This is a genomic window from Shewanella indica (assembly GCF_002836975.1).
Classification (GTDB): Bacteria; Pseudomonadota; Gammaproteobacteria; order Enterobacterales; family Shewanellaceae; genus Shewanella; species Shewanella indica.
The window spans coordinates 322728-340670 of sequence record NZ_NIJK01000029.1; the positions used below are offsets into that span (position 1 = coordinate 322728).

At 52.1% G+C, this 17943-nt stretch carries 15 protein-coding genes and 2 pseudogenes; 12 read left to right on the forward strand and 5 right to left on the reverse strand.

Features of this window, described 5'->3' with window-relative positions; genetic code table 11:
* Nucleotides 1–110 precede the first annotated feature (110 nt).
* From aceF to ampD, 5 genes are all read right to left on the reverse strand, one after another.
* The gene (gene aceF / locus CX650_RS10400; RefSeq protein WP_101095753.1) at nucleotides 111–2102 is read right to left on the reverse strand and encodes a dihydrolipoyllysine-residue acetyltransferase; all 1992 of its coding nucleotides are present in this window, start codon (nucleotides 2100–2102) and stop codon (nucleotides 111–113) included.
* A gap of 13 nt (nucleotides 2103–2115) precedes the next feature.
* Nucleotides 2116–4782 carry a pyruvate dehydrogenase (acetyl-transferring), homodimeric type gene (gene aceE / locus CX650_RS10405; RefSeq protein ID WP_101055960.1) on the reverse strand — a complete coding sequence of 889 codons (2667 nt, stop codon included), beginning with the start codon at nucleotides 4780–4782 and terminating at the stop codon, nucleotides 2116–2118.
* A gap of 72 nt (nucleotides 4783–4854) precedes the next feature.
* Nucleotides 4855–5607 (reverse strand): pyruvate dehydrogenase complex transcriptional repressor PdhR, encoded by a 753-nt coding sequence (gene pdhR, locus CX650_RS10410; RefSeq protein WP_039033589.1) that lies wholly within the window; start codon nucleotides 5605–5607, stop codon nucleotides 4855–4857.
* 277 nt (nucleotides 5608–5884) lie between these two features.
* Nucleotides 5885–6736: a beta-lactamase regulator AmpE gene (gene ampE / locus CX650_RS10415; RefSeq protein WP_101055959.1), complete on the reverse strand. Its 852-nt coding sequence runs from the start codon at nucleotides 6734–6736 to the stop codon at nucleotides 5885–5887.
* 53 nt (nucleotides 6737–6789) lie between these two features.
* The gene (ampD, locus tag CX650_RS10420) at nucleotides 6790–7335 is read right to left on the reverse strand and encodes a 1,6-anhydro-N-acetylmuramyl-L-alanine amidase AmpD (RefSeq protein ID WP_229799870.1); all 546 of its coding nucleotides are present in this window, start codon (nucleotides 7333–7335) and stop codon (nucleotides 6790–6792) included.
* 184 nt (nucleotides 7336–7519) lie between these two features.
* Between ampD and nadC the strand changes: the two genes are divergently transcribed.
* The 12 genes and pseudogenes from nadC to CX650_RS20625 all read left to right on the forward strand — a co-directional run.
* On the forward strand, nucleotides 7520–8380 hold the full coding sequence (gene nadC, locus CX650_RS10425) for a carboxylating nicotinate-nucleotide diphosphorylase (RefSeq protein WP_101055958.1): 861 nt from the start codon (nucleotides 7520–7522) through the stop codon (nucleotides 8378–8380).
* A gap of 1029 nt (nucleotides 8381–9409) precedes the next feature.
* Entirely contained in the window at nucleotides 9410–9874 is a 465-nt protein-coding gene (locus CX650_RS10435; RefSeq protein WP_101095755.1) for a pilin, read from the forward strand.
* Nucleotides 9875–9882: 8 nt separating this feature from the next.
* The gene (pilB, locus tag CX650_RS10440) at nucleotides 9883–11589 is read left to right on the forward strand and encodes a type IV-A pilus assembly ATPase PilB (RefSeq protein ID WP_101095756.1); all 1707 of its coding nucleotides are present in this window, start codon (nucleotides 9883–9885) and stop codon (nucleotides 11587–11589) included.
* A gap of 175 nt (nucleotides 11590–11764) precedes the next feature.
* Nucleotides 11765–13033: a type II secretion system F family protein gene (locus CX650_RS10445; RefSeq protein WP_039033595.1), complete on the forward strand. Its 1269-nt coding sequence runs from the start codon at nucleotides 11765–11767 to the stop codon at nucleotides 13031–13033.
* A gap of 74 nt (nucleotides 13034–13107) precedes the next feature.
* The gene (locus CX650_RS10450) at nucleotides 13108–14022 is read left to right on the forward strand and encodes a prepilin peptidase (RefSeq protein WP_101095757.1); all 915 of its coding nucleotides are present in this window, start codon (nucleotides 13108–13110) and stop codon (nucleotides 14020–14022) included.
* Nucleotides 14023–14634: a dephospho-CoA kinase gene (gene coaE, locus CX650_RS10455; RefSeq protein WP_101095758.1), complete on the forward strand. Its 612-nt coding sequence runs from the start codon at nucleotides 14023–14025 to the stop codon at nucleotides 14632–14634. It begins immediately after the preceding gene.
* Nucleotides 14631–15371 (forward strand): cell division protein ZapD, encoded by a 741-nt coding sequence (gene zapD / locus CX650_RS10460; protein WP_071476769.1) that lies wholly within the window; start codon nucleotides 14631–14633, stop codon nucleotides 15369–15371. Before coaE ends, zapD begins: the two co-directional genes overlap by 4 nt.
* A gap of 44 nt (nucleotides 15372–15415) precedes the next feature.
* A complete protein-coding gene (gene yacG, locus CX650_RS10465) occupies nucleotides 15416–15631 on the forward strand; it encodes a DNA gyrase inhibitor YacG (RefSeq protein ID WP_039033599.1) in 216 nt (71 codons plus the stop codon).
* Nucleotides 15628–16026 (forward strand): 8-oxo-dGTP diphosphatase MutT, encoded by a 399-nt coding sequence (mutT, locus tag CX650_RS10470; protein ID WP_101095759.1) that lies wholly within the window; start codon nucleotides 15628–15630, stop codon nucleotides 16024–16026. Before yacG ends, mutT begins: the two co-directional genes overlap by 4 nt.
* A gap of 73 nt (nucleotides 16027–16099) precedes the next feature.
* Nucleotides 16100–16432: pseudogene (locus CX650_RS20400) on the forward strand (transposase); the annotation flags it as partial.
* A 417-nt stretch (nucleotides 16433–16849) separates the two neighbouring features.
* Nucleotides 16850–17056: a helix-turn-helix domain-containing protein gene (locus CX650_RS20650; RefSeq protein WP_157823015.1), complete on the forward strand. Its 207-nt coding sequence runs from the start codon at nucleotides 16850–16852 to the stop codon at nucleotides 17054–17056.
* A gap of 13 nt (nucleotides 17057–17069) precedes the next feature.
* Nucleotides 17070–17479: pseudogene (locus tag CX650_RS20625) on the forward strand (transposase); the annotation flags it as partial.
* Nucleotides 17480–17943: the final 464 nt, after the last annotated feature.

The following is a 17943-nucleotide window of genomic DNA, read 5'->3' on the forward strand; positions in this document are numbered from 1 at the left end:
TGCGATGCGCCAGCTCGAAAGTGCTTGTCTCGTAAGGTGGGCGCATTTTAACCCGTGTTTGACACTGATCACAATAAACAAAAGGCCGCCCCGAGGGGCAGCCTGTTGTGTTAGAGGATCATTGTACGAATATCGGACAAGATCCCTGACAGAGTGACACTGAAGCGTGCCGCCATCGCCCCGTCGATCACCCGGTGATCATAAGACAGTGACAGTGGTAACATCAGCTTTGGCTCAAACTCTTTACCGTTCCACTTCGGCTTAATCTCAGACTTGGACACCCCGAGAATCGCCACATCAGGATAGTTGACGATAGGCGTAAACGCGGTACCGCCGATACCCCCCAGGCTGGAGATAGTGAAACAGCTGCCTTGCATGTCGGCCGCCTTAAGCTTGCCGTCACGGGCCTTGATCGAAATTTCGGTCAGCTCGCGGCTGAGCTCGATAATCCCTTTCTGGTCCACATCACGCACCACAGGCACCACCAAACCGTTTGGCGTATCGACCGCCACTCCTATGTGGTAGTACTTCTTGCGGATCAGCGATTCACCATCCGGGCTCAGGCTGGAGTTAAATACCGGGAACTGCTGCAGCGTCTTGGCAACCGCCTTCATCATGAACACCAACGGAGTGATCTTCACATTCAGCTTCTGCTTGGCAGCCAGTTCGTTCTGCTGCTTACGGAAAGCTTCCATCTCTGTGATATCAGCCTCATCGAACTGAGTCACATGGGGAATGGTCACCCAGTTGCGGTGCAGGTTAGGGCCGGAGATCTTCTGGATCCGGGTCAGTGGCACTTGTTCCACTTCGCCGAACTTACTGAAATCTACCTTAGGTGCATCAATAACTTGCAGACCACTACCGCCGCCGACAGAAGTCGCCGCCGTGGCCTTGGGCCGTGACAGTTCATATTTCACATAGGCCTGCACATCCTCTTTGAGGATACGCCCCTTGCGACCTGTACCTTTCACCTGAGTCAGGTCAACACCGAACTCACGGGCCAGGCGACGTACCGCCGGAGAAGCGTGTACCGCACCTGTGTTAGGCTGGGCACCGGCACTCGGATGATGCGGCACAGGTGGGCGACTCTGCGCTGCAGGCGCGGCCGCCGGAGCTGGTGCTGGGGCTGGAGCCGTCTGAACAGGGGCTTCTGCCGGTGCAGCAACTGCTGCAGGAGCGGCGCCTTGAGTCTCAACCGTGGCAATCACGCTACCCTGAGACACCTTGTCACCCACTTTAACGGTCAGAGAAACCAGCTTGCCACCGAAGGGCGCCGGCACTTCCATGGTCGCCTTGTCGGTTTCCAGCGTGATCAGCCCTTGATCGGCACTGATCTCATCACCTACCGCCACCAGCACTTCAATCACGTCCACATCGGCAGCATCACCGATATCGGGAACCGCAATCTCTTTCACTGCAACTGTGGCAGGCTCGGCAGCCTGAGCAGCCACCGGCTGTGCGGCTTCAGAAGCCGCTGCTTGTGGCGCTTGCTGTGCATCAGAAGCAGCCGCGCCAACTTCCAGCAGCAACACCAAAGATCCCTGGGAAACCTTGTCGCCAACCTTCACTTTCAGTGACTTGACTGTACCCGCCTGAGGCGAAGGTACATCCATGGTCGCCTTATCGGTTTCCAGCGTGATCAACCCGGCGTCGGCTTCGATAGCCTCACCTTCGCTCACCAGCACCTCGATAACATCGACATCTGCGGCATCGCCAATATCCGGCACTGTCACTTCAATGACCTGGCTGCCACCGGCTGCAGGTGCGGCCGGCGCCGCCTGTTCTGCAGCAGGAGCGGGAGCCGCTGCCGGAGCAGGCGCGGCTTCAGCCTTGGGCGCCTCTGCAACAGCTGCAGCTTCTGCGCCTTCGGCAGCCATCAAGGCGATCAAGGTGCCTTCAGACACGCTGTCGCCAACGGCCACTTTCAGCTCTTTGAGCACACCGGCGAAGGGCGCAGGAATATCCATGGTCGCCTTGTCGCTTTCAACGGTAATAATGGAGTCTTCAGCCGCCAGGCTGTCACCCACATTGGCACAGATCTCAATAACCTGTACCTCGTCCCCGCCAATATCGGGAACCAGTACTTGTTTCATATCAGCCATTCTGCTTCACCTCTTACGCGTGCTGTGGGTCGATCTTGTCGGCGTCGATGCCATATTCGGCAATGGTCTTGGCCAAAACATCTACCGGCAGCTCGTTGCGGTCCACCAGCGACTTGAGCGCAGCAACCACGATGAACTTGGCATCCACTTCGAAGTGGTGACGCAGGTTGGCGCGGCTGTCAGAGCGGCCGAAACCGTCGGTACCCAGCACCTTGTAGTCACAAGGCACGTAAGCGCGCAGCTGCTCGCCATAGATCTTCATGTAATCGGTCGCCACAATCGCAGGCGCATCTTTTGCCAGCACCGTGCTTACATAAGGCACCTTGGCGGTTTCAGTTGGGTGCAGCATGTTCCAGCGCTCAACCGCCTGACCATCACGCGCCAGTTCGTTGAAGCTGGTAACGCTGAACACATCTGTGCTGATACCGAAGTCTTTCGCCAGCGCCTGTGCCGCCTTGCGTACTTGCTCGAGAATAGTGCCGCAACCCATCAGCTGGACTTTGCCTTTACCGGAACCGGCAACGCTTTCCAACTTGTAGATACCCTTGACTATGCCCTCTTCCACGCCTTGTGGCATTTCAGGTTGAACATAGTTCTCGTTCATTGTGGTCAGGTAGTAGAAGATATCTTCCTGATCTTCGCCATACATGCGGCGAATACCATCCTGAACGATAACGGCAATTTCATAACCATAGGTTGGGTCATAGCTGATGCAGTTAGGAATGGTGTTGGCCAGAATATGGCTGTGACCATCCTGGTGCTGCAAACCTTCGCCGTTCAGCGTAGTCCGGCCGGAAGTACCACCGACCAGGAAGCCACGGGCGCGCATGTCGCCGGCAGCCCAGGCCAGATCGCCGATCCGCTGGAAACCGAACATGGAGTAATAGATGTAGAAAGGGATCATCGGCGTATCATTGACCGAGTAGCTGGTCGCAGCCGATACCCAAGAGGACATGGCGCCCAGCTCGTTAATCCCTTCCTGCAGCACCTGACCGGACTTGTCCTCACGATAGTAAGCAACCTGATCCGCATCCTGAGGCACATATTTCTGCCCTTCGTGAGCATAGATACCCACTTGACGGAACAGACCTTCCATACCAAAGGTACGGGCCTCATCCGGGATGATAGGTACTATCTTCTTACCTATGCCCTTATCTTTCAGCAAGGCAGTCAATACCCGCACAAAGGCCATGGTAGAAGAGATCTCACGGCCGTTGGAGCCTTTGAGAACCGCATCAAAAATTTTCAGTGAAGGCACTTGCAGCTCTTCGCTGAACTTCTGCCGACGGGCAGGCAGATAACCCATCAGGGCCTCACGGCGTTCCTTGAGGTATTTAACCTCTTCGGAGTCCGGTCCCGGATGGTAGAAGGGGATTTCATCCAGCTTGTCATCAGGGATTGGGATGTTGAAGCGATCACGGAAGTGACGAATGGCTTCAATGTCCATCTTCTTGACGTTATGGGCAATGTTTTTGCCTTCACCGGCATCACCCAGACCATAACCTTTCACTGTCTTGGCCAGAATAACGGTTGGGCGACCCTTGGTCTTCTTGGCTCTATCGAGCGCGGCGTAAATCTTCACCGGATCGTGACCACCACGGTTCAGGCGCCAGATGTCATCATCTGACATGTTGGCTACCATCTCGGCGGTTTCAGGATACTTACCGAAGAAGTGTTCACGGGTCCAGGCACCGCCTTTGGCTTTACAGTTCTGGTATTCACCGTCAACGGTTTCGTTCATCAGTTGCAGCAGCTTACCGCTGGTGTCACTGGCCAGCAATGGATCCCAGTAACGGCCCCAGATAACCTTGACCACTTCCCAACCGGCGCCGCGGAATTCACCTTCCAGCTCCTGGATGATCTTGCCGTTACCGCGTACAGGGCCGTCGAGACGCTGCAGGTTACAGTTAACGATAAACACCAGGTTATCCAGCTCTTCACGAGCGGCCAGACCGATGGCACCCAGCGCTTCCGGCTCGTCACACTCGCCGTCGCCCAGGAAGCAATACACGGTTTGCTCGGAGCAATCCTTGATACCACGGTCAGTCAGGTACTTAAGGAAGCGCGCCTGATAAATGGCCTGGATAGGGCCCAGACCCATGGAAACCGTAGGGAACTGCCAGTAATCAGGCATCAGCTTGGGATGCGGATAGGAGGACAGGCCTTTGCCATCCACTTCCTGACGGAAGTTGGCCAGCTGTTCTTCACTCAGACGACCTTCGAGGAAAGAGCGGGCATAGATGCCGGGGGCAATATGGCCCTGGAAGTAAACCAGGTCGCCGCCGTCTTTCTCGTTGGGAGCACGGAAGAAGTGATTAAAGCACACATCATAGATAGTGGCACTGGATGAGAAACTGGAAATATGACCACCAAGCTCCAGGTCTTTCTTGGAACCACGCAGTACCATAGCCAACGCGTTCCAACGCACAATGGCGCGAATGCGACGTTCCATCTCCTGGTTGCCCGGCATATGAGGCTCTTGCCCGGCAGGAATGGTATTCAGGTAAGCAGTAGTGGCAGTGTAAGGCAGGTGAGTACCGTTACGGCGAGCCTTGTCGATCAGCTTTTCCAACAGGTAATGAGCACGTTCGGGACCTTCCTGCTCCAATACGGCTTGCAGGGATTCTACCCATTCCTGTGTCTCTAACGGATCCAAGTCTTGTAGCATATTTTCAGACATGACACTGTCCTTCTATACATTGTATTAATAGTGATTACGACGTCCTAAGGTGGGCTCTGGGCCGACCCTGGGCTACACGCCGCTCTTCAAACGGCGCAAGCTACGCTGCAACCGGCTATCTTCTTCCCGTACCGACAACATGACTTCCTCGATATAACTCAAGTGGTCATTGGACGCTTCACGCGCGGCTTCGGGATCGCGGCGAATAATAGCGGCCAGTAAAGCCCGCCTATGTTTATTCGCCATGGATGAAGCTTCTTCACGACGGCTCAGAAGCTCCAGGTTTTGCGCCACATTCTGATGCAGCACAGGAGTTAAACTCAGCACCAGGTGCAGCATGGCAACATTGTGTGATGCCTCGGCTACCGCCCGGTAAAAATGCACAATGGCGGCCGCTTGCGCTTCAATTCCCTCGGCGTCTTCCACTTCCTGGATCATTCGCTGGATATTCTGCATATCGGCGTCAGTTCCGCGCAGGGCGGCAAAATAAGCCATCATGCCTTCGGTGGCATGACGGAACTCCAGCAAGTCATATTGACTCTCCGGATCACCCTGCATAAGTTCGACTATGGGATCGGCAAGACTCTGCCACAACTGTTCTTTAACGTAGGTACCACCGCCTTGGCGGCGCAGCAATAATCCTTTTGCTTCCAGCTTTTGAATCGCTTCCCGCAATGAGGGACGGGAGACTTCAAATTGCAACGCCAACTCGCGTTCAGGAGGTAACTTCTGACCCGGCTGCAAGCTGCCTTCCAGGATCATCTGCTCCAACTGATTCATGATGACGTCAGAAATCTTTGGCTGACTGATTTTGCTATAAGCCATCTGGCCCTCAGCTCCTATTGTAAATTGGTCTTACCAATTTCTACGAGTGAGCGCACTTTATCAAATCACACTTTTAAAGTCCAGTTAGTGATCTGCATCAAGTCAACTCACGATGTGTGAGCATAGCCTATATTTTTCCCTCTGGGGTCAGACCAATTAACAAGCAGCTTCGGGCCCTGTTTGCGGCAAAGCCTGATTAAACCCAAGCCTGGTTATACCCAAGCCTGGTTAAACCCAAGCCCCGCCGCAGCAAAACCGCAAACACACTTATTCGGCACTAACTCACCAGACCAAAAATGGTCAACAGCGACAAAATAGTAAGCAGTAAAGTTGAGTTACGCTTACTCAAGGCCAGCAGTGCCAAGGTAGACTGTACCGACACAGGCACATCTTCATCATCCGGCAGAGTTTCAGCAGCCAGCGCCACTTGGGTCACTATCTCCCTGGGCGTCGCCTCCCGTTTCAGCGCCAACTGGCACCATAACGGAAAAGCATTGCTGAAATGACCGCAAAGCACATAACCAAAACCTATGATCCGTGCCGGCAACCAGTCGAGCCAATACAGCAGCTTATCTACCACAGGCCACTCTTTCGCCAAGCGTTGGCGCCTTTCATCAAAAAAACGCACACTGCAATAAAACACCGCGCCTACCGGACCAAATAGAATAAAGAACAGCGCCACGGCGCCATAATAGCGGTAGTTGAGCCAGGCCACGCTCTGGCCTACTCTGGCGCCCAACTCGCGTTCGCTGACCGCATCCAGGCATTCACTGCAGTCCAGCTCTCCGGCGAAATGAAAACTGGCTTGCACATCACCGCGGCAAGCAGCCTGCACATAACGCTTAAATAAACGCCTTTGATATTGGTGGGAAAAACAAACTACCGCCAGCGCCACCCACAACAGCAGCGAAGGCAAGCCCCAAAACCATCCATCCACTACCCACAAAGCCACTGCCACACTCACAGCCGGTAGCAAGAGCGCCACTATCATGCCACCTGTAGTGCTCAACTGACTGTCGGTAAACATCTGCCTTTGATACCAGCGCAGCCCACTGTCCAACTGCCAGCGGGCCGGCAGCAGTTTCAAACGTTCAACAATAATCGCGATCAACAGGGAAAACAGTGCCATCTCTTCTTCTCCATGCTCTCTTTAGGCCTGCGGCCATCTCAAAGCGACACGCATCACAGCGCCTGCAGATACCTTTGCCAATCAAACCCCGGGCCCGGGTCTGTCTTGCGCCCAGGGGCAATATCGCTGTGACCTACTATTCTCTCTTTGGTGATATCCGGGTAGGCCAACCGTAAACTTTGGCTCAGGGTAATAAGTTTATGGTACTGCGCCTCGGTAAAGCCGGAATCATCTGTGCCCTCCAACTCTATGCCGACGGCAAAGTCATTACAGCCGCTACGACCGGCATAGTTAGATACCCCTGCATGCCAGGCGCGCTGGTCGACCGAAACATATTGGCGCAATTCACCATCACGGCGAATCAGAAAATGCGCCGACACTTCCAGCCCCTTAAGCTCGGCAAAGCTGGGATCGGCTTCAGTATCCAAGGTTCCCAAAAACAGCTGCTCTATATAAGGCAGACCAAAACAGCCGGCCGGCAGACTGATATTATGGATCACCAAAAGGCTCACCTCGCCATCTGGCCTGTGATTAAAGTGAGGTGAAGGCCTGGGTACGGCTTCACCATACCAACCATCAATCCATAGCTCCCGAACCAATTATTTATCTCCCGACTCTCTATTGGCGTCACTAAAGCAAGGCTTGGCTGCTTGCGCTTCAAATCACCCCGGACTCGACCACAGCCAATTGTGCCTCCAACACAATACCAGCAGCGCCCCTTATTATGCTAATCTAGCAGCATAAATTTCCTCAATAATCCCGAGTCAATCAAGGACGCGTATCATGCTCGAAAATGATATCAGGGTCAGTGTCAAAGCCGCACTGGACGAAGATCTTGGCCACCAGAAGGCCTCCGAGGGCGATATCACAGCCCTGTTGATCCCGGCAGACAAATATGCCGAAGCTACCCTTATTACCCGCGAAGAAGGTGTTTTCTGTGGTAAAGCCTGGGCCGAACAGGTATTTAACCAGCTCGGAGGCGAAGTGGCCCTGCACTGGCATGTGGATGATGGCGATCTTGTGCTGCCCAATCAGCTGCTGTGTGAACTCTCTGGCCCGGCGCGCCTGCTGCTCACAGGCGAGCGCACCATGATGAACTTTATTCAAACCCTCTCAGGCGTAGCCAGCCTGACCAAGATTTACTGCGACAAACTGGCGGGCACTCAATGCCGTTTGCTCGATACCCGCAAGACCCTTCCCGGCCTGCGGACGGCGCAGAAATATGCCGTCACCTGCGGCGGCGGCAAAAACCACCGCATAGGTTTGTTCGACGCCTTTCTGATCAAAGAGAACCATATTATGGCCTGCGGCGGTATCGCCAAGGCGATTGCGGCCGCACGAGCACTGCGCCCGGACAAACCTGTGGAAGTCGAAGTAGAAACCCTGGAAGAACTGGCGCAAGCGCTGGAGGGCGGCGCTGATATTGTTATGTTGGACAACTTCGATGTCACCATGATGCTGCAGGCGGTAGAGCTCAATAATGGCTTTAAGGCCAAGGGACTGGGTGCCAAATTGGAAGTTTCCGGCGATGTCACTCTGGAAACCATAACTGCCTTCGCCCAAACCGGTGTCGACTTTATCTCGGTCGGCGCCCTGACCAAGCATGTACGGGCCATGGATCTCTCCATGCGCCTCAAAGGCTGAGATCTTGGCAGGCATACCCCTAACGCCAGGGGTATGCCGATTTCAGCACAAATATCGCCCCAGCAGGCGTTAACCGCCAAGCCCCGCCGTTAACCGCACAATACTCATCCGCTTGCCATTGCAGCTTGCAGCATCTGCGCCTTATGCTGAGTCAGGCTCTCGCCACTCCACTGAAAACCGCCGCCCCAAGCCCATCGCCCCAAGACGGCTCCTGCCCTGACTCTGCCCAAGCCCAGCCCCTAACTCTGCCCCTGACTCAGCCCCTGGCCCATCAGATGACTTTATCCCAGGGTAATATTCGTCCTCAGGCAGACACGGTTTGTGCACCTCACTCGGCACCAGTATAAAACTCATGCATAAAGCCCATGCATAAAGTCCATGCACAAAACCTGTGCATGAAACCCCACATAGGTAAAACCAGCTATAAAAATCACCCATTCCCCGCCAAAAATCTGCCCCAAAATCCGCTCCCAACCCCCAACAAAAACAAACAAACCATTAACAACCTTATTTACCACCAAAGGGGAGGCAAGCATTTTTTTGACAACGCCACATCCCTGACACAAACAGGGTAAAGCGTCAAAATATTGTTACCGGCAAAACTTGGTGGTGGGTAACAATTTTGATTTTTTCCGCTATTTCAGGTGGTTTTTTCACTATTACAGATTCCCTTTTTAGTAACTTTATACTAACTTTTAGGGCAGGCGAGATGGCCGCGTCGGCCAACCTCACCGACAAGGTAACCACCCAAACTGCTATTTTATGACACACAATAAAGTTACAAATGTAAAAATTGTGATTTGAGTAAATGCTCAGTTCCTTGAGGTGCGGTTTGCCGGAACGACATACGATAAACTTAAATGGTTTTGCTGAACTGATTGAGTCTGGATCCAGATAGGCTTTGGGGTCATCCCCACCAAGCTGGCAAGCCGGGAAAGACCGCCTGAATATTTACAGGCATCACAGGAATACGAGTAACAGGGAATCAAGTTACCGATTCACTCAAGACGGCAACAATGGAGAAAGCAAATGAAAGCTATCAAACTCAACAAGCGTGCTCAGGGCTTTACCCTGATCGAATTGATGATCGTAGTGGCCATCATAGGTATTCTGGCGGCCATCGCACTGCCTGCTTATCAAGATTACATTAAGAAATCAGTCTACACAGAAGTTATCAATGCAACTCAAGCTCATAAAACGGCTATCGAAGCATGTGCACAAATAGAAGGTAAAGCTAATTTTGCCACTAATTGCGTAAAAACCAAGAACGGTGTTCCTGATGATTTAGGCTCAAATGGTGCAGCTGTTGCGAGTGTTACTTGGGATGGTACAAATTTAGTAGCAACTCCGACTAACGACTATAAAGGTCTGGTAACTGCTGATAAATATACTTTGACACCATCCGTTCAAACCGACGGTTCTGTTCGTTGGTCAGTTAATTGTGCCAACGACAAAGTTTGTACTGACAAGACTTTTACAGCTACATCTCAATAGGCGATTCGATGCCCACTACCGGCCTCCACTTAGGATTATCGACGCTATTTATCCGTAAGGGGCTGCTCAATGAGAGCAGCCTGACGGAGGCCATCAAGCAGTCGCAAAACAGCAACCAAGCCCTGGTCACCACCCTGGTGACCAGCAAGCTTTTATCTGCCCGCAGCATAGCCGAGCTCTGTTATGAGGAGTACGGCACCCCGCTGCTGGATCTCAATGAGTTTGACCTCAGCAGCATTCCGGATGAGTTTCTCAACAAGAAGCTGATCGACAAACACAGATGTCTGCCGCTGTTCAAGCGCGGCAACCGCCTCTATATCGCCACCTCGGATCCCACCAATATCGCCGCCCTGGAAGACTTTCAGTTCAGCGCCGGCCTGCATGCCGAAGCGATACTGGTCGAAGAGGACAAGTTAGCCAAGGCGCTGGAAAAGGTACTGGAAGAGGACTTGAGCTCGCTGGATCTCGATGGCCTGGATGAAGAGTCTCTCGCCGGCATCGAAGTCACAGATACCGACAAGCGCCCGGAAGAAAACAGCGAAGGCAAGGACGATGCCCCCATCGTCATCTATATCAATAAAATTCTCACCGATGCCATCCGTAAGGGCGCGTCGGATCTGCATTTTGAACCCTACGAGAAGCGCTACCGCATCCGTTTTCGTATCGATGGCATACTCCATGAGGTGTCCGAGCCGCCAATTTCACTTTCCGGACGGATATCGGCTCGCTTAAAGGTAATGTCCAAGCTGGATATCGCCGAGCGCCGGGTGCCCCAGGATGGCCGCATCAAGATGCGGCTGTCGCGCAACAAGAGCATAGATTTTCGGGTCAGCACCCTGCCCACCCTCTGGGGCGAAAAGATAGTGATGCGGATCCTCGACTCCTCTTCGGCGCAGTTGGGCATAGAAAAGCTCGGCTATGAGGAAGACCAGAAACAAGCCTATATGGAGATGCTGGCAAGACCCCAGGGGATGATCCTGGTTACCGGCCCCACGGGGTCAGGGAAAACCGTGTCCCTCTATACCGGCCTCAATATTCTCAATACCGAGGAGCGCAATATCAGCACCGCCGAAGATCCGGTGGAGATTAACCTCGAAGGGGTTAACCAGGTGCATATCAACCCCAAGGCCGGGTTAACCTTCGCCTCGGCGCTGCGCTCCTTCCTGCGTCAGGATCCGGATGTGGTGATGGTGGGGGAAATTCGCGATCTGGAAACCGCCGAAATCGCCATCAAGGCCGCACAAACCGGCCACCTGGTGCTCTCGACCCTGCACACCAACTCATCGGCCGAAACCCTCACCCGTTTGCTCAATATGGGCGTACCCGGCTACAACATTGCCAGTTCGGTCAACCTGATTATTGCCCAGCGCCTGGCCCGCCGTCTCTGCCCCGAGTGCCGACAAGCGGAAGAGATCCCCGAACATGAACTGCTGCAGCTGGGCTTCAGCCAGCAACAGATAGATAGCGGTTTTACCGTTTATAAGCCCTGCGGCTGTGAGCACTGCTCCGGCGGTTACAAGGGCCGGGTCGGTATCTATGAGGTGATGAAGATGTCCGATGAAATTGCCAGAACCATTATGGAAGGTGGTAATTCACTGCAGATTGCCGCTACCGCCAAGCAGCAGGGAATGAGGGATTTGCGCCTGTCTGGCCTGCTTAAAGTCATTCAGGGCGTCACCAGCATTGCCGAGGTCAACCGGGTAACCAGTTACTGATGCCTGCCAAGCCAGACAGCGACTGTGATATCCAAAGCCGGCGTGCCAACGCGTGAGTGCCATAGCATAAGCGCCACAACATGAGTGCTTAACGCCATTCGCTGCAGGCAGGCCAGGGTTAACCCGACTAAAATAATATGCAGGCACGGCAAACCGTTTATTCCAAGGAACTATTATGGCCACAGCAACGGCAACAGCTAAAAATAATAAAGCCAAAACCAAAGGTGCCAAGGCTCAAGCCAAGATCTACACCTTCACCTGGAAAGGTCTTAACCGCGATGGCAAGCAAAGCTCCGGCGAATTGCGCGGCGCCAGCATTGCCGAAATCAAAAGCTTACTGAAAAACCAGGGGATTAATCCCAAACTGGTACGTAAAAAGTCTGCCTCTCTCTTTGGTGGTGATAAAAAAATCAAGCCGATGGATATCGCGGTGATCACCCGCCAGATAGCCACCATGCTGGCCGCAGGTGTGCCCTTGGTGACCTCCATCGAGTTGATTGCCCGCGGCCATGAGAAAAACAAGGTGCGTATTTTGCTGGGCACTGTGTTGGCCGATGTTCAGGCAGGTATTCCCCTTTCCGATGCCCTGCGCCCCCACAGGGCTTATTTCGATGATCTCTATGTCGACCTGGTGGCCGCCGGGGAACATTCCGGCTCTCTGGATGCGGTATTTGACCGTATCGCGACCTACAGAGAGAAAGCCGAGGCGCTCAAATCCAAGATTAAAAAAGCCATGTTCTATCCCGCGGCGGTAGTTGTGGTTGCCATAGCAGTTACTGTGCTGCTATTGCTGTTTGTGGTACCTCAGTTCGAAAGTATCTTTGCCGGCTTTGGCGCTGAACTGCCCGCCTTTACCCAACTGATAGTTAATATAAGCCGTTGGCTGCAAAGTACCTGGTATCTGTTTCTCGCGGCGATTGTTATCGGGGTTTGGCTGTTTGTCCGCGCCCATCGCAACTCGGAAAAGTTTCGTAACCGTATCGATGAAATGGTGCTTAAAATTCCCCTGATTGGCGAAATCCTCCATAAGGCTGCCATGGCCCGTTTCGCCCGCACCCTGGCCACTACCTTTGCCGCCGGGGTACCGCTGATTGATGGCCTGGAGTCTGCCGCCGGCGCCTCCGGTAACTATGTCTACCGCAAGGCCCTGCTGAATGTACGCACCGAAGTGATGGCCGGTATGCAGATGAACGTGGCCATGCGTACCACCAAGCTGTTTCCCGATATGCTGATCCAGATGGTGATGATAGGTGAGGAATCCGGTTCACTGGATAATATGCTCAACAAGATAGCCAATATTTATGAGATGCAGGTAGATGACGCCGTAGACGGGCTTTCCAGCCTGATTGAACCCATTATGATGGTGGTCATAGGTACTCTGGTAGGTGGTCTTATTGTAGGTATGTACCTGCCTATCTTCCAAATGGGTAACGTGGTAGGTTAAACCTCAGTATCAAAGCCGGTGCAATAATAACAAGCAGCACTTTTAACACCATTTTTAGGGCAGTGTAATATTCGATGTCAGACTTTATTGCCATATTGAGCCACAATCTGTGGCTCTTTCTTGTTCTCTGTTTTCTGTTTGCCTCTGTGATAGGCAGCTTTCTCAATGTAGTGATCCACCGCCTGCCGGTAATGATGAAGCGCGAATGGCAGCAGGAATGCAATCAATACCTGCAGGAATACCAACCCGAACTCACTAAACAGATAGGTGAAGCCAAGCTCAATGCTGCAATAGATAACTACCCGGCCAAGTACAATCTGTTACTGCCAAAGTCTGCCTGCCCCAAGTGTGGTGCTCATATCAAACCCTGGCACAACTTACCCATAATCGGCTACCTGATGCTTGGCGGTAAATGCGCCGCCTGTAAGGCCAAAATCTCGGCCAGGTATCCTCTATTCGAATTGTTGACGGCCCTACTCATTTGTACGCTCGGTTGGTATTTTGGCCCAACACTGCAGTTTGCCTATGCAACTATTCTGACCTTTGGACTGATAGCCCTCAGCGGCATAGATTTAGATGAGATGCTACTGCCTGATCAGCTTACCCTGCCGCTGCTGTGGCTCGGTTTACTGATTAATATCTCCGGCACTTTTACCAGCATTACCGATGCCACCATAGGCGCCGCAGCCGGTTATTTAAGCCTCTGGTCTATCTACTGGCTGTTCAAATTAATCACCGGCAAGGAAGGCATGGGCTATGGCGACTTCAAGCTTATGGCCTTATTTGGCGCCTGGCTGGGCTGGCAGATGCTACCACTGATAATTCTGCTCTCTTCTTTGGTGGGCGCCCTGGTAGGGGTGTTACTCATAGTGTTCAAGAACCTCAATCGGGGTAACCCCATTCCCTTTGGCCCCTATATTGCCATAGCAGGTTGGGTTGCCCTGGTGTGGGGGCAACAGATAGTTGACTGGTACTTGGGAACTCTTTAAATGGCGAACTTTATTGTAGGCCTCACAGGGGGCATAGGCAGCGGTAAAACGACAGTAGCCAATCTGTTTGCCGAGCAAGGCATTGTCTTGGTTGATGCCGATATCATTGCCAGAGAAGTAGTCGCAAAAGGCTCAGATGGCCTTAAGCAAATTGGCGATAAATTTGGCCCTCAGATGCTGACACCTGAGGGCAGCCTGAATAGGGCGGCGCTGAGGGAACAGATATTTCATCATCCGCAAGACAGGGAGTGGCTCAATGCCCTGTTGCATCCCATGATACGTACCCGCATGCTGGAACGGCTTGAGATGGCGGCTTCTCCTTATGTCATTATGGTGGTTCCCTTACTGTTTGAGAACGGCCTGGACAAACTGGCAGATCGCACATTAGTTGTAGATATTTCACCCAAATTACAATTGCAGCGAACTATTGAACGGGACATGGTGTCTAAGGAGCAGGTTCAAAACATTATCAATAGCCAGAGCGACCGCCAGAGCCGACTCGATAAGGCCGATGATGTGATTGACAATCAGGGAGAGATCGACGCGTTACAGGCCCAGGTACTGGCGCTGCATAATAAATACTTACAGCTGGCAGACATTAAAAATTCATGAACACGACAGAACTGATATTCGAACAGCCGCTAAATGAAAAGATCCGTAGTTATCTGCGTCTGGAATATCTCGCTCGTCAATTGGATAACAACCTGCAGCAAGATCATCAACACAGATGCTTCTATCCGCTTTTCTCTCTCTGTGAACTTACCGAACGCTGTGATTACCGCAGCGAAGTCATCAAAGACATCGACCGCCAATTAATCCAGCTGCAAAACTGGCAACAGCAGGAACAAGTCGATCAACAACAGCTACAGCACTATCTTGAACAATTCTCCCATGCCAGAGAAGAGCTGCAACGCCCGCAGCGTCCAGGTAGCCAGCTGAAACAAGACAGATTTATATCGGCGCTCAGACAGAGATTCAGTATGCCTGGTGCTTGCTGTAACTTCGATCTGCCGCAGCTCCACTTTTGGCTGGCGAAACCTTGGGAAGAACGCAGCCAAGAGTATCGCCAATGGACCAACCACTTCAGGAGTTTACTGCAACCTATCAGCCTGCTGTTGCAACTAACCCGCATGAGCTGTGAGTACCGAGAGGCTGTCGCCCATGCCGGCTTTTATCAAGGCGATAGTCAACAAAGCCTGTCACTGGTTAGAGTCAAGCTTGACGCCGAACAGGGCTGCTACCCCACCATAAGTGGCCATAGGAATCGTTTTGCCATTCACTTTGTCCAGTTCGAACAGCAGAAACATTCAGACAGAACGGTCAAATTCCTACTGGCGACCTGCGGCTAAACTCTTTACCATGGGCGCCATCAGTTAGCCCGAGAGACACAAAAATGCCTATCACAGTTAAGTGCCCCACCTGTCAAAAAGAGGTGGAATGGAGCCCCGAATCCAAATTCAAGCCCTTCTGTAGCGAGCGTTGTAAACTCATAGATCTTGGAGATTGGGCCTCAGAGAAACATGCTATCCCGGTGAAGCCAGAATTTGATCAGCAGATGCTGGATGAGCTGGGTTACGATGAAGGCAATTTCTTCAAGGATCAATCATGACCAAAAGAGTTCATGTCGCAGTCGGTATTATCAAATCCGGCGAACAGATCCTACTGGCCAAGCGCCATGGGCATCTGCATCAAGGTGGAAAATGGGAGTTCCCCGGCGGTAAAGTCGAAACCGGCGAAACCGTCACCCAAGCGCTCGCCAGAGAACTCACAGAAGAAGTCGGCCTCAACATAGCAGATTCCACTCCTTTTATGTTGTTGTCTTATGACTATCCCGACAAACAAGTATTACTGGATATTCACCTGGTCACTGAATTCAGTGGTACGGCTTATGGCGTCGAGGGACAGCAAGTCGAGTGGGTATACTTGGAAAAGCTCCCGGAATACACCTTCCCGGACGCCAACCAACCTATTCTTGATAAAATCCTGACAGAGTTTTCAAACTAAGCCCTAAGCCAGCCGCCTAAGCTGGCTTTTTATTATCCCTGTCTTGTCGATGCAGATGTCCCAAATCACCTCTGCAGAGGTCATCGTTGCTGGCGCAGGCTGGCATACTATGGATACGGCAATACCTTTCTCAAATCTCACTTTGATTAAGCTACCCGCCTATTCCCCAGATCTGAACCCGATGGAGCAAGTTTGGCAATGGCTCAGACAACACTGTCTTTCCAACCGAGTATTCGATTGCTACGAGCAAATTGTTGAGTAAGCATCCCGAGCCTGGAATACCTTCATTGAGGATACTGGTCGGGTGAAATCTCTGTGCTCCAGGGGCTGGATAGATCAGGGACTGNCCACTTTATTGACTGACTGTAGAAACCCCGCTCAACCACACAGCTTACCTACCCATTAACCACAGACTTATCCACAAACTGAGTTGTATAAGCAATTCTGCTAGTCAGACTCAGGAGAAAGATTCATCCCATGTAATACACCTCATTAGCCATGAAACCAGTCAGAAATAATTGAGATTCAGCATAATTGCTGAAATGTTTTCTCATCCCGTACAGGGTTGTGCCTAAATTCATAGCCTAGAAACAAGAATCCCCAAGTTTAGCTGCACGGCTCAGCGACTTTGAGTACCCGGCATCTTCATACATGCCGATGATAAAATAACTGCGCCAACTAACTTAGCAATCACATAGCTATATTTTTAGTCTGGGGCAACTTAGAGCATTAGTGAATAGCTATAGATAAACGATTAATACCTACCACTCTTCATTAGCTCAGTTGCGGCCGCTGCATTTATCAAGAATACGCACGGACAACTATGCCCTTAACAGCCCTGCTGGGTGCGAGTCGAACTAGTGTTAATACTTGGGTCGCAAATTACCTGGCTGATGGGCTCAATGGTTTGCTTGATAAACCTAAACCCGGACAACCCAATCAACTCTCTCATCAATTAGAGCAACTTAAAAAGTTTATCGAGAAAAATGCCATCAAGCAGGATGGTGTACCGTTTACTCCATGCGCTTGATTTCAGTCTCATCCCGGGTCATCTTCCACTTGAGCGTGTGGATGTGTGGTTCCAAGACGAAGCCAGATTTGGCCAACTTTGGGCAAAACGGAGTAGCCGTCCCCGTGCCGTCAAACAGCAGCAGTTTGATTATGGGTATCTGTTTGGGGCAGTCTGCCCAAGTAACGGTAAAACGGAAGCATTGATTACGCCCTTGGTCAACAAAGATGCCATGATGCTTCACCTTGACTCACTTTGATTAAGTTGCCCACTTATTCCCCAGAGCTGAACCCGATGGAGCAAGTTTGGTAATGGCTCAGACAACACTGTCTTTCCAACCGAGTATTCGATTGCTACGGGTAAATTGTTGAGCAAGTATCCCGAGCCTGGAATACCTTCATTGAGGATACTGGTCGGGTGAAATCTCTGTGCTCCAGGGGCTGGATAGATCAGGGACTGGATAAATCTGACCAGATAAACCAGTCGAGCCATTCTCAACATATCCACAGCACCATCTCACATGGGGGCGAAAGACATCTGCTCATCAAGCACAGCTTGATAGATGGCTGTAGCGCGAAGCAGCTTGGCTGCGAGCTGAGGGGCACACACTGCGCCAGCCGCTTTGGGCTACATGTTAAGTCGTGCTCGCTGGAAGCGAGACAAACAAAAAAGTGAAAATAAAATTGGGCGTCTGGCGATGGCCAGCTTCGAGCAAGCTCTCCGCGTTCGTTTGTNACATGTTAAGTCGTGCTCGCTGGAAGCGAGACAAACAAAAAAGTGAAAATAAAATTGGGCGTCTGGCGATGGCCAGCTTCGAGCAAGCTCTCCGCGTTCGTTTGTCGCATCAAACTGAGTTTGATAAACACGACAACCTCACCCTACTCCACATGGGATTGTGCCTCACTGCG

What these genes read in the sequence shown, in the direction of transcription:
- aceF (WP_101095753.1), bottom strand. Translation starts at nt 2,102, where the DNA reads ATGGCTGATATGAAACAAGTACTGGTTCCCGATATTGGCGGGGACGAG.
- aceE (WP_101055960.1), bottom strand. Translation starts at nt 4,782, where the DNA reads ATGTCTGAAAATATGCTACAAGACTTGGATCCGTTAGAGACACAGGAA.
- pdhR (WP_039033589.1), bottom strand. Translation starts at nt 5,607, where the DNA reads ATGGCTTATAGCAAAATCAGTCAGCCAAAGATTTCTGACGTCATCATG.
- ampE (WP_101055959.1), bottom strand. Translation starts at nt 6,736, where the DNA reads ATGGCACTGTTTTCCCTGTTGATCGCGATTATTGTTGAACGTTTGAAA.
- nadC (WP_101055958.1), top strand. Translation starts at nt 7,520, where the DNA reads ATGCTCGAAAATGATATCAGGGTCAGTGTCAAAGCCGCACTGGACGAA.
- CX650_RS10435 (WP_101095755.1), top strand. Translation starts at nt 9,410, where the DNA reads ATGAAAGCTATCAAACTCAACAAGCGTGCTCAGGGCTTTACCCTGATC.
- pilB (WP_101095756.1), top strand. Translation starts at nt 9,883, where the DNA reads ATGCCCACTACCGGCCTCCACTTAGGATTATCGACGCTATTTATCCGT.
- CX650_RS10445 (WP_039033595.1), top strand. Translation starts at nt 11,765, where the DNA reads ATGGCCACAGCAACGGCAACAGCTAAAAATAATAAAGCCAAAACCAAA.
- CX650_RS10450 (WP_101095757.1), top strand. Translation starts at nt 13,108, where the DNA reads ATGTCAGACTTTATTGCCATATTGAGCCACAATCTGTGGCTCTTTCTT.
- coaE (WP_101095758.1), top strand. Translation starts at nt 14,023, where the DNA reads ATGGCGAACTTTATTGTAGGCCTCACAGGGGGCATAGGCAGCGGTAAA.
- zapD (WP_071476769.1), top strand. Translation starts at nt 14,631, where the DNA reads ATGAACACGACAGAACTGATATTCGAACAGCCGCTAAATGAAAAGATC.
- yacG (WP_039033599.1), top strand. Translation starts at nt 15,416, where the DNA reads ATGCCTATCACAGTTAAGTGCCCCACCTGTCAAAAAGAGGTGGAATGG.
- mutT (WP_101095759.1), top strand. Translation starts at nt 15,628, where the DNA reads ATGACCAAAAGAGTTCATGTCGCAGTCGGTATTATCAAATCCGGCGAA.
- CX650_RS20650 (WP_157823015.1), top strand. Translation starts at nt 16,850, where the DNA reads ATGCCCTTAACAGCCCTGCTGGGTGCGAGTCGAACTAGTGTTAATACT.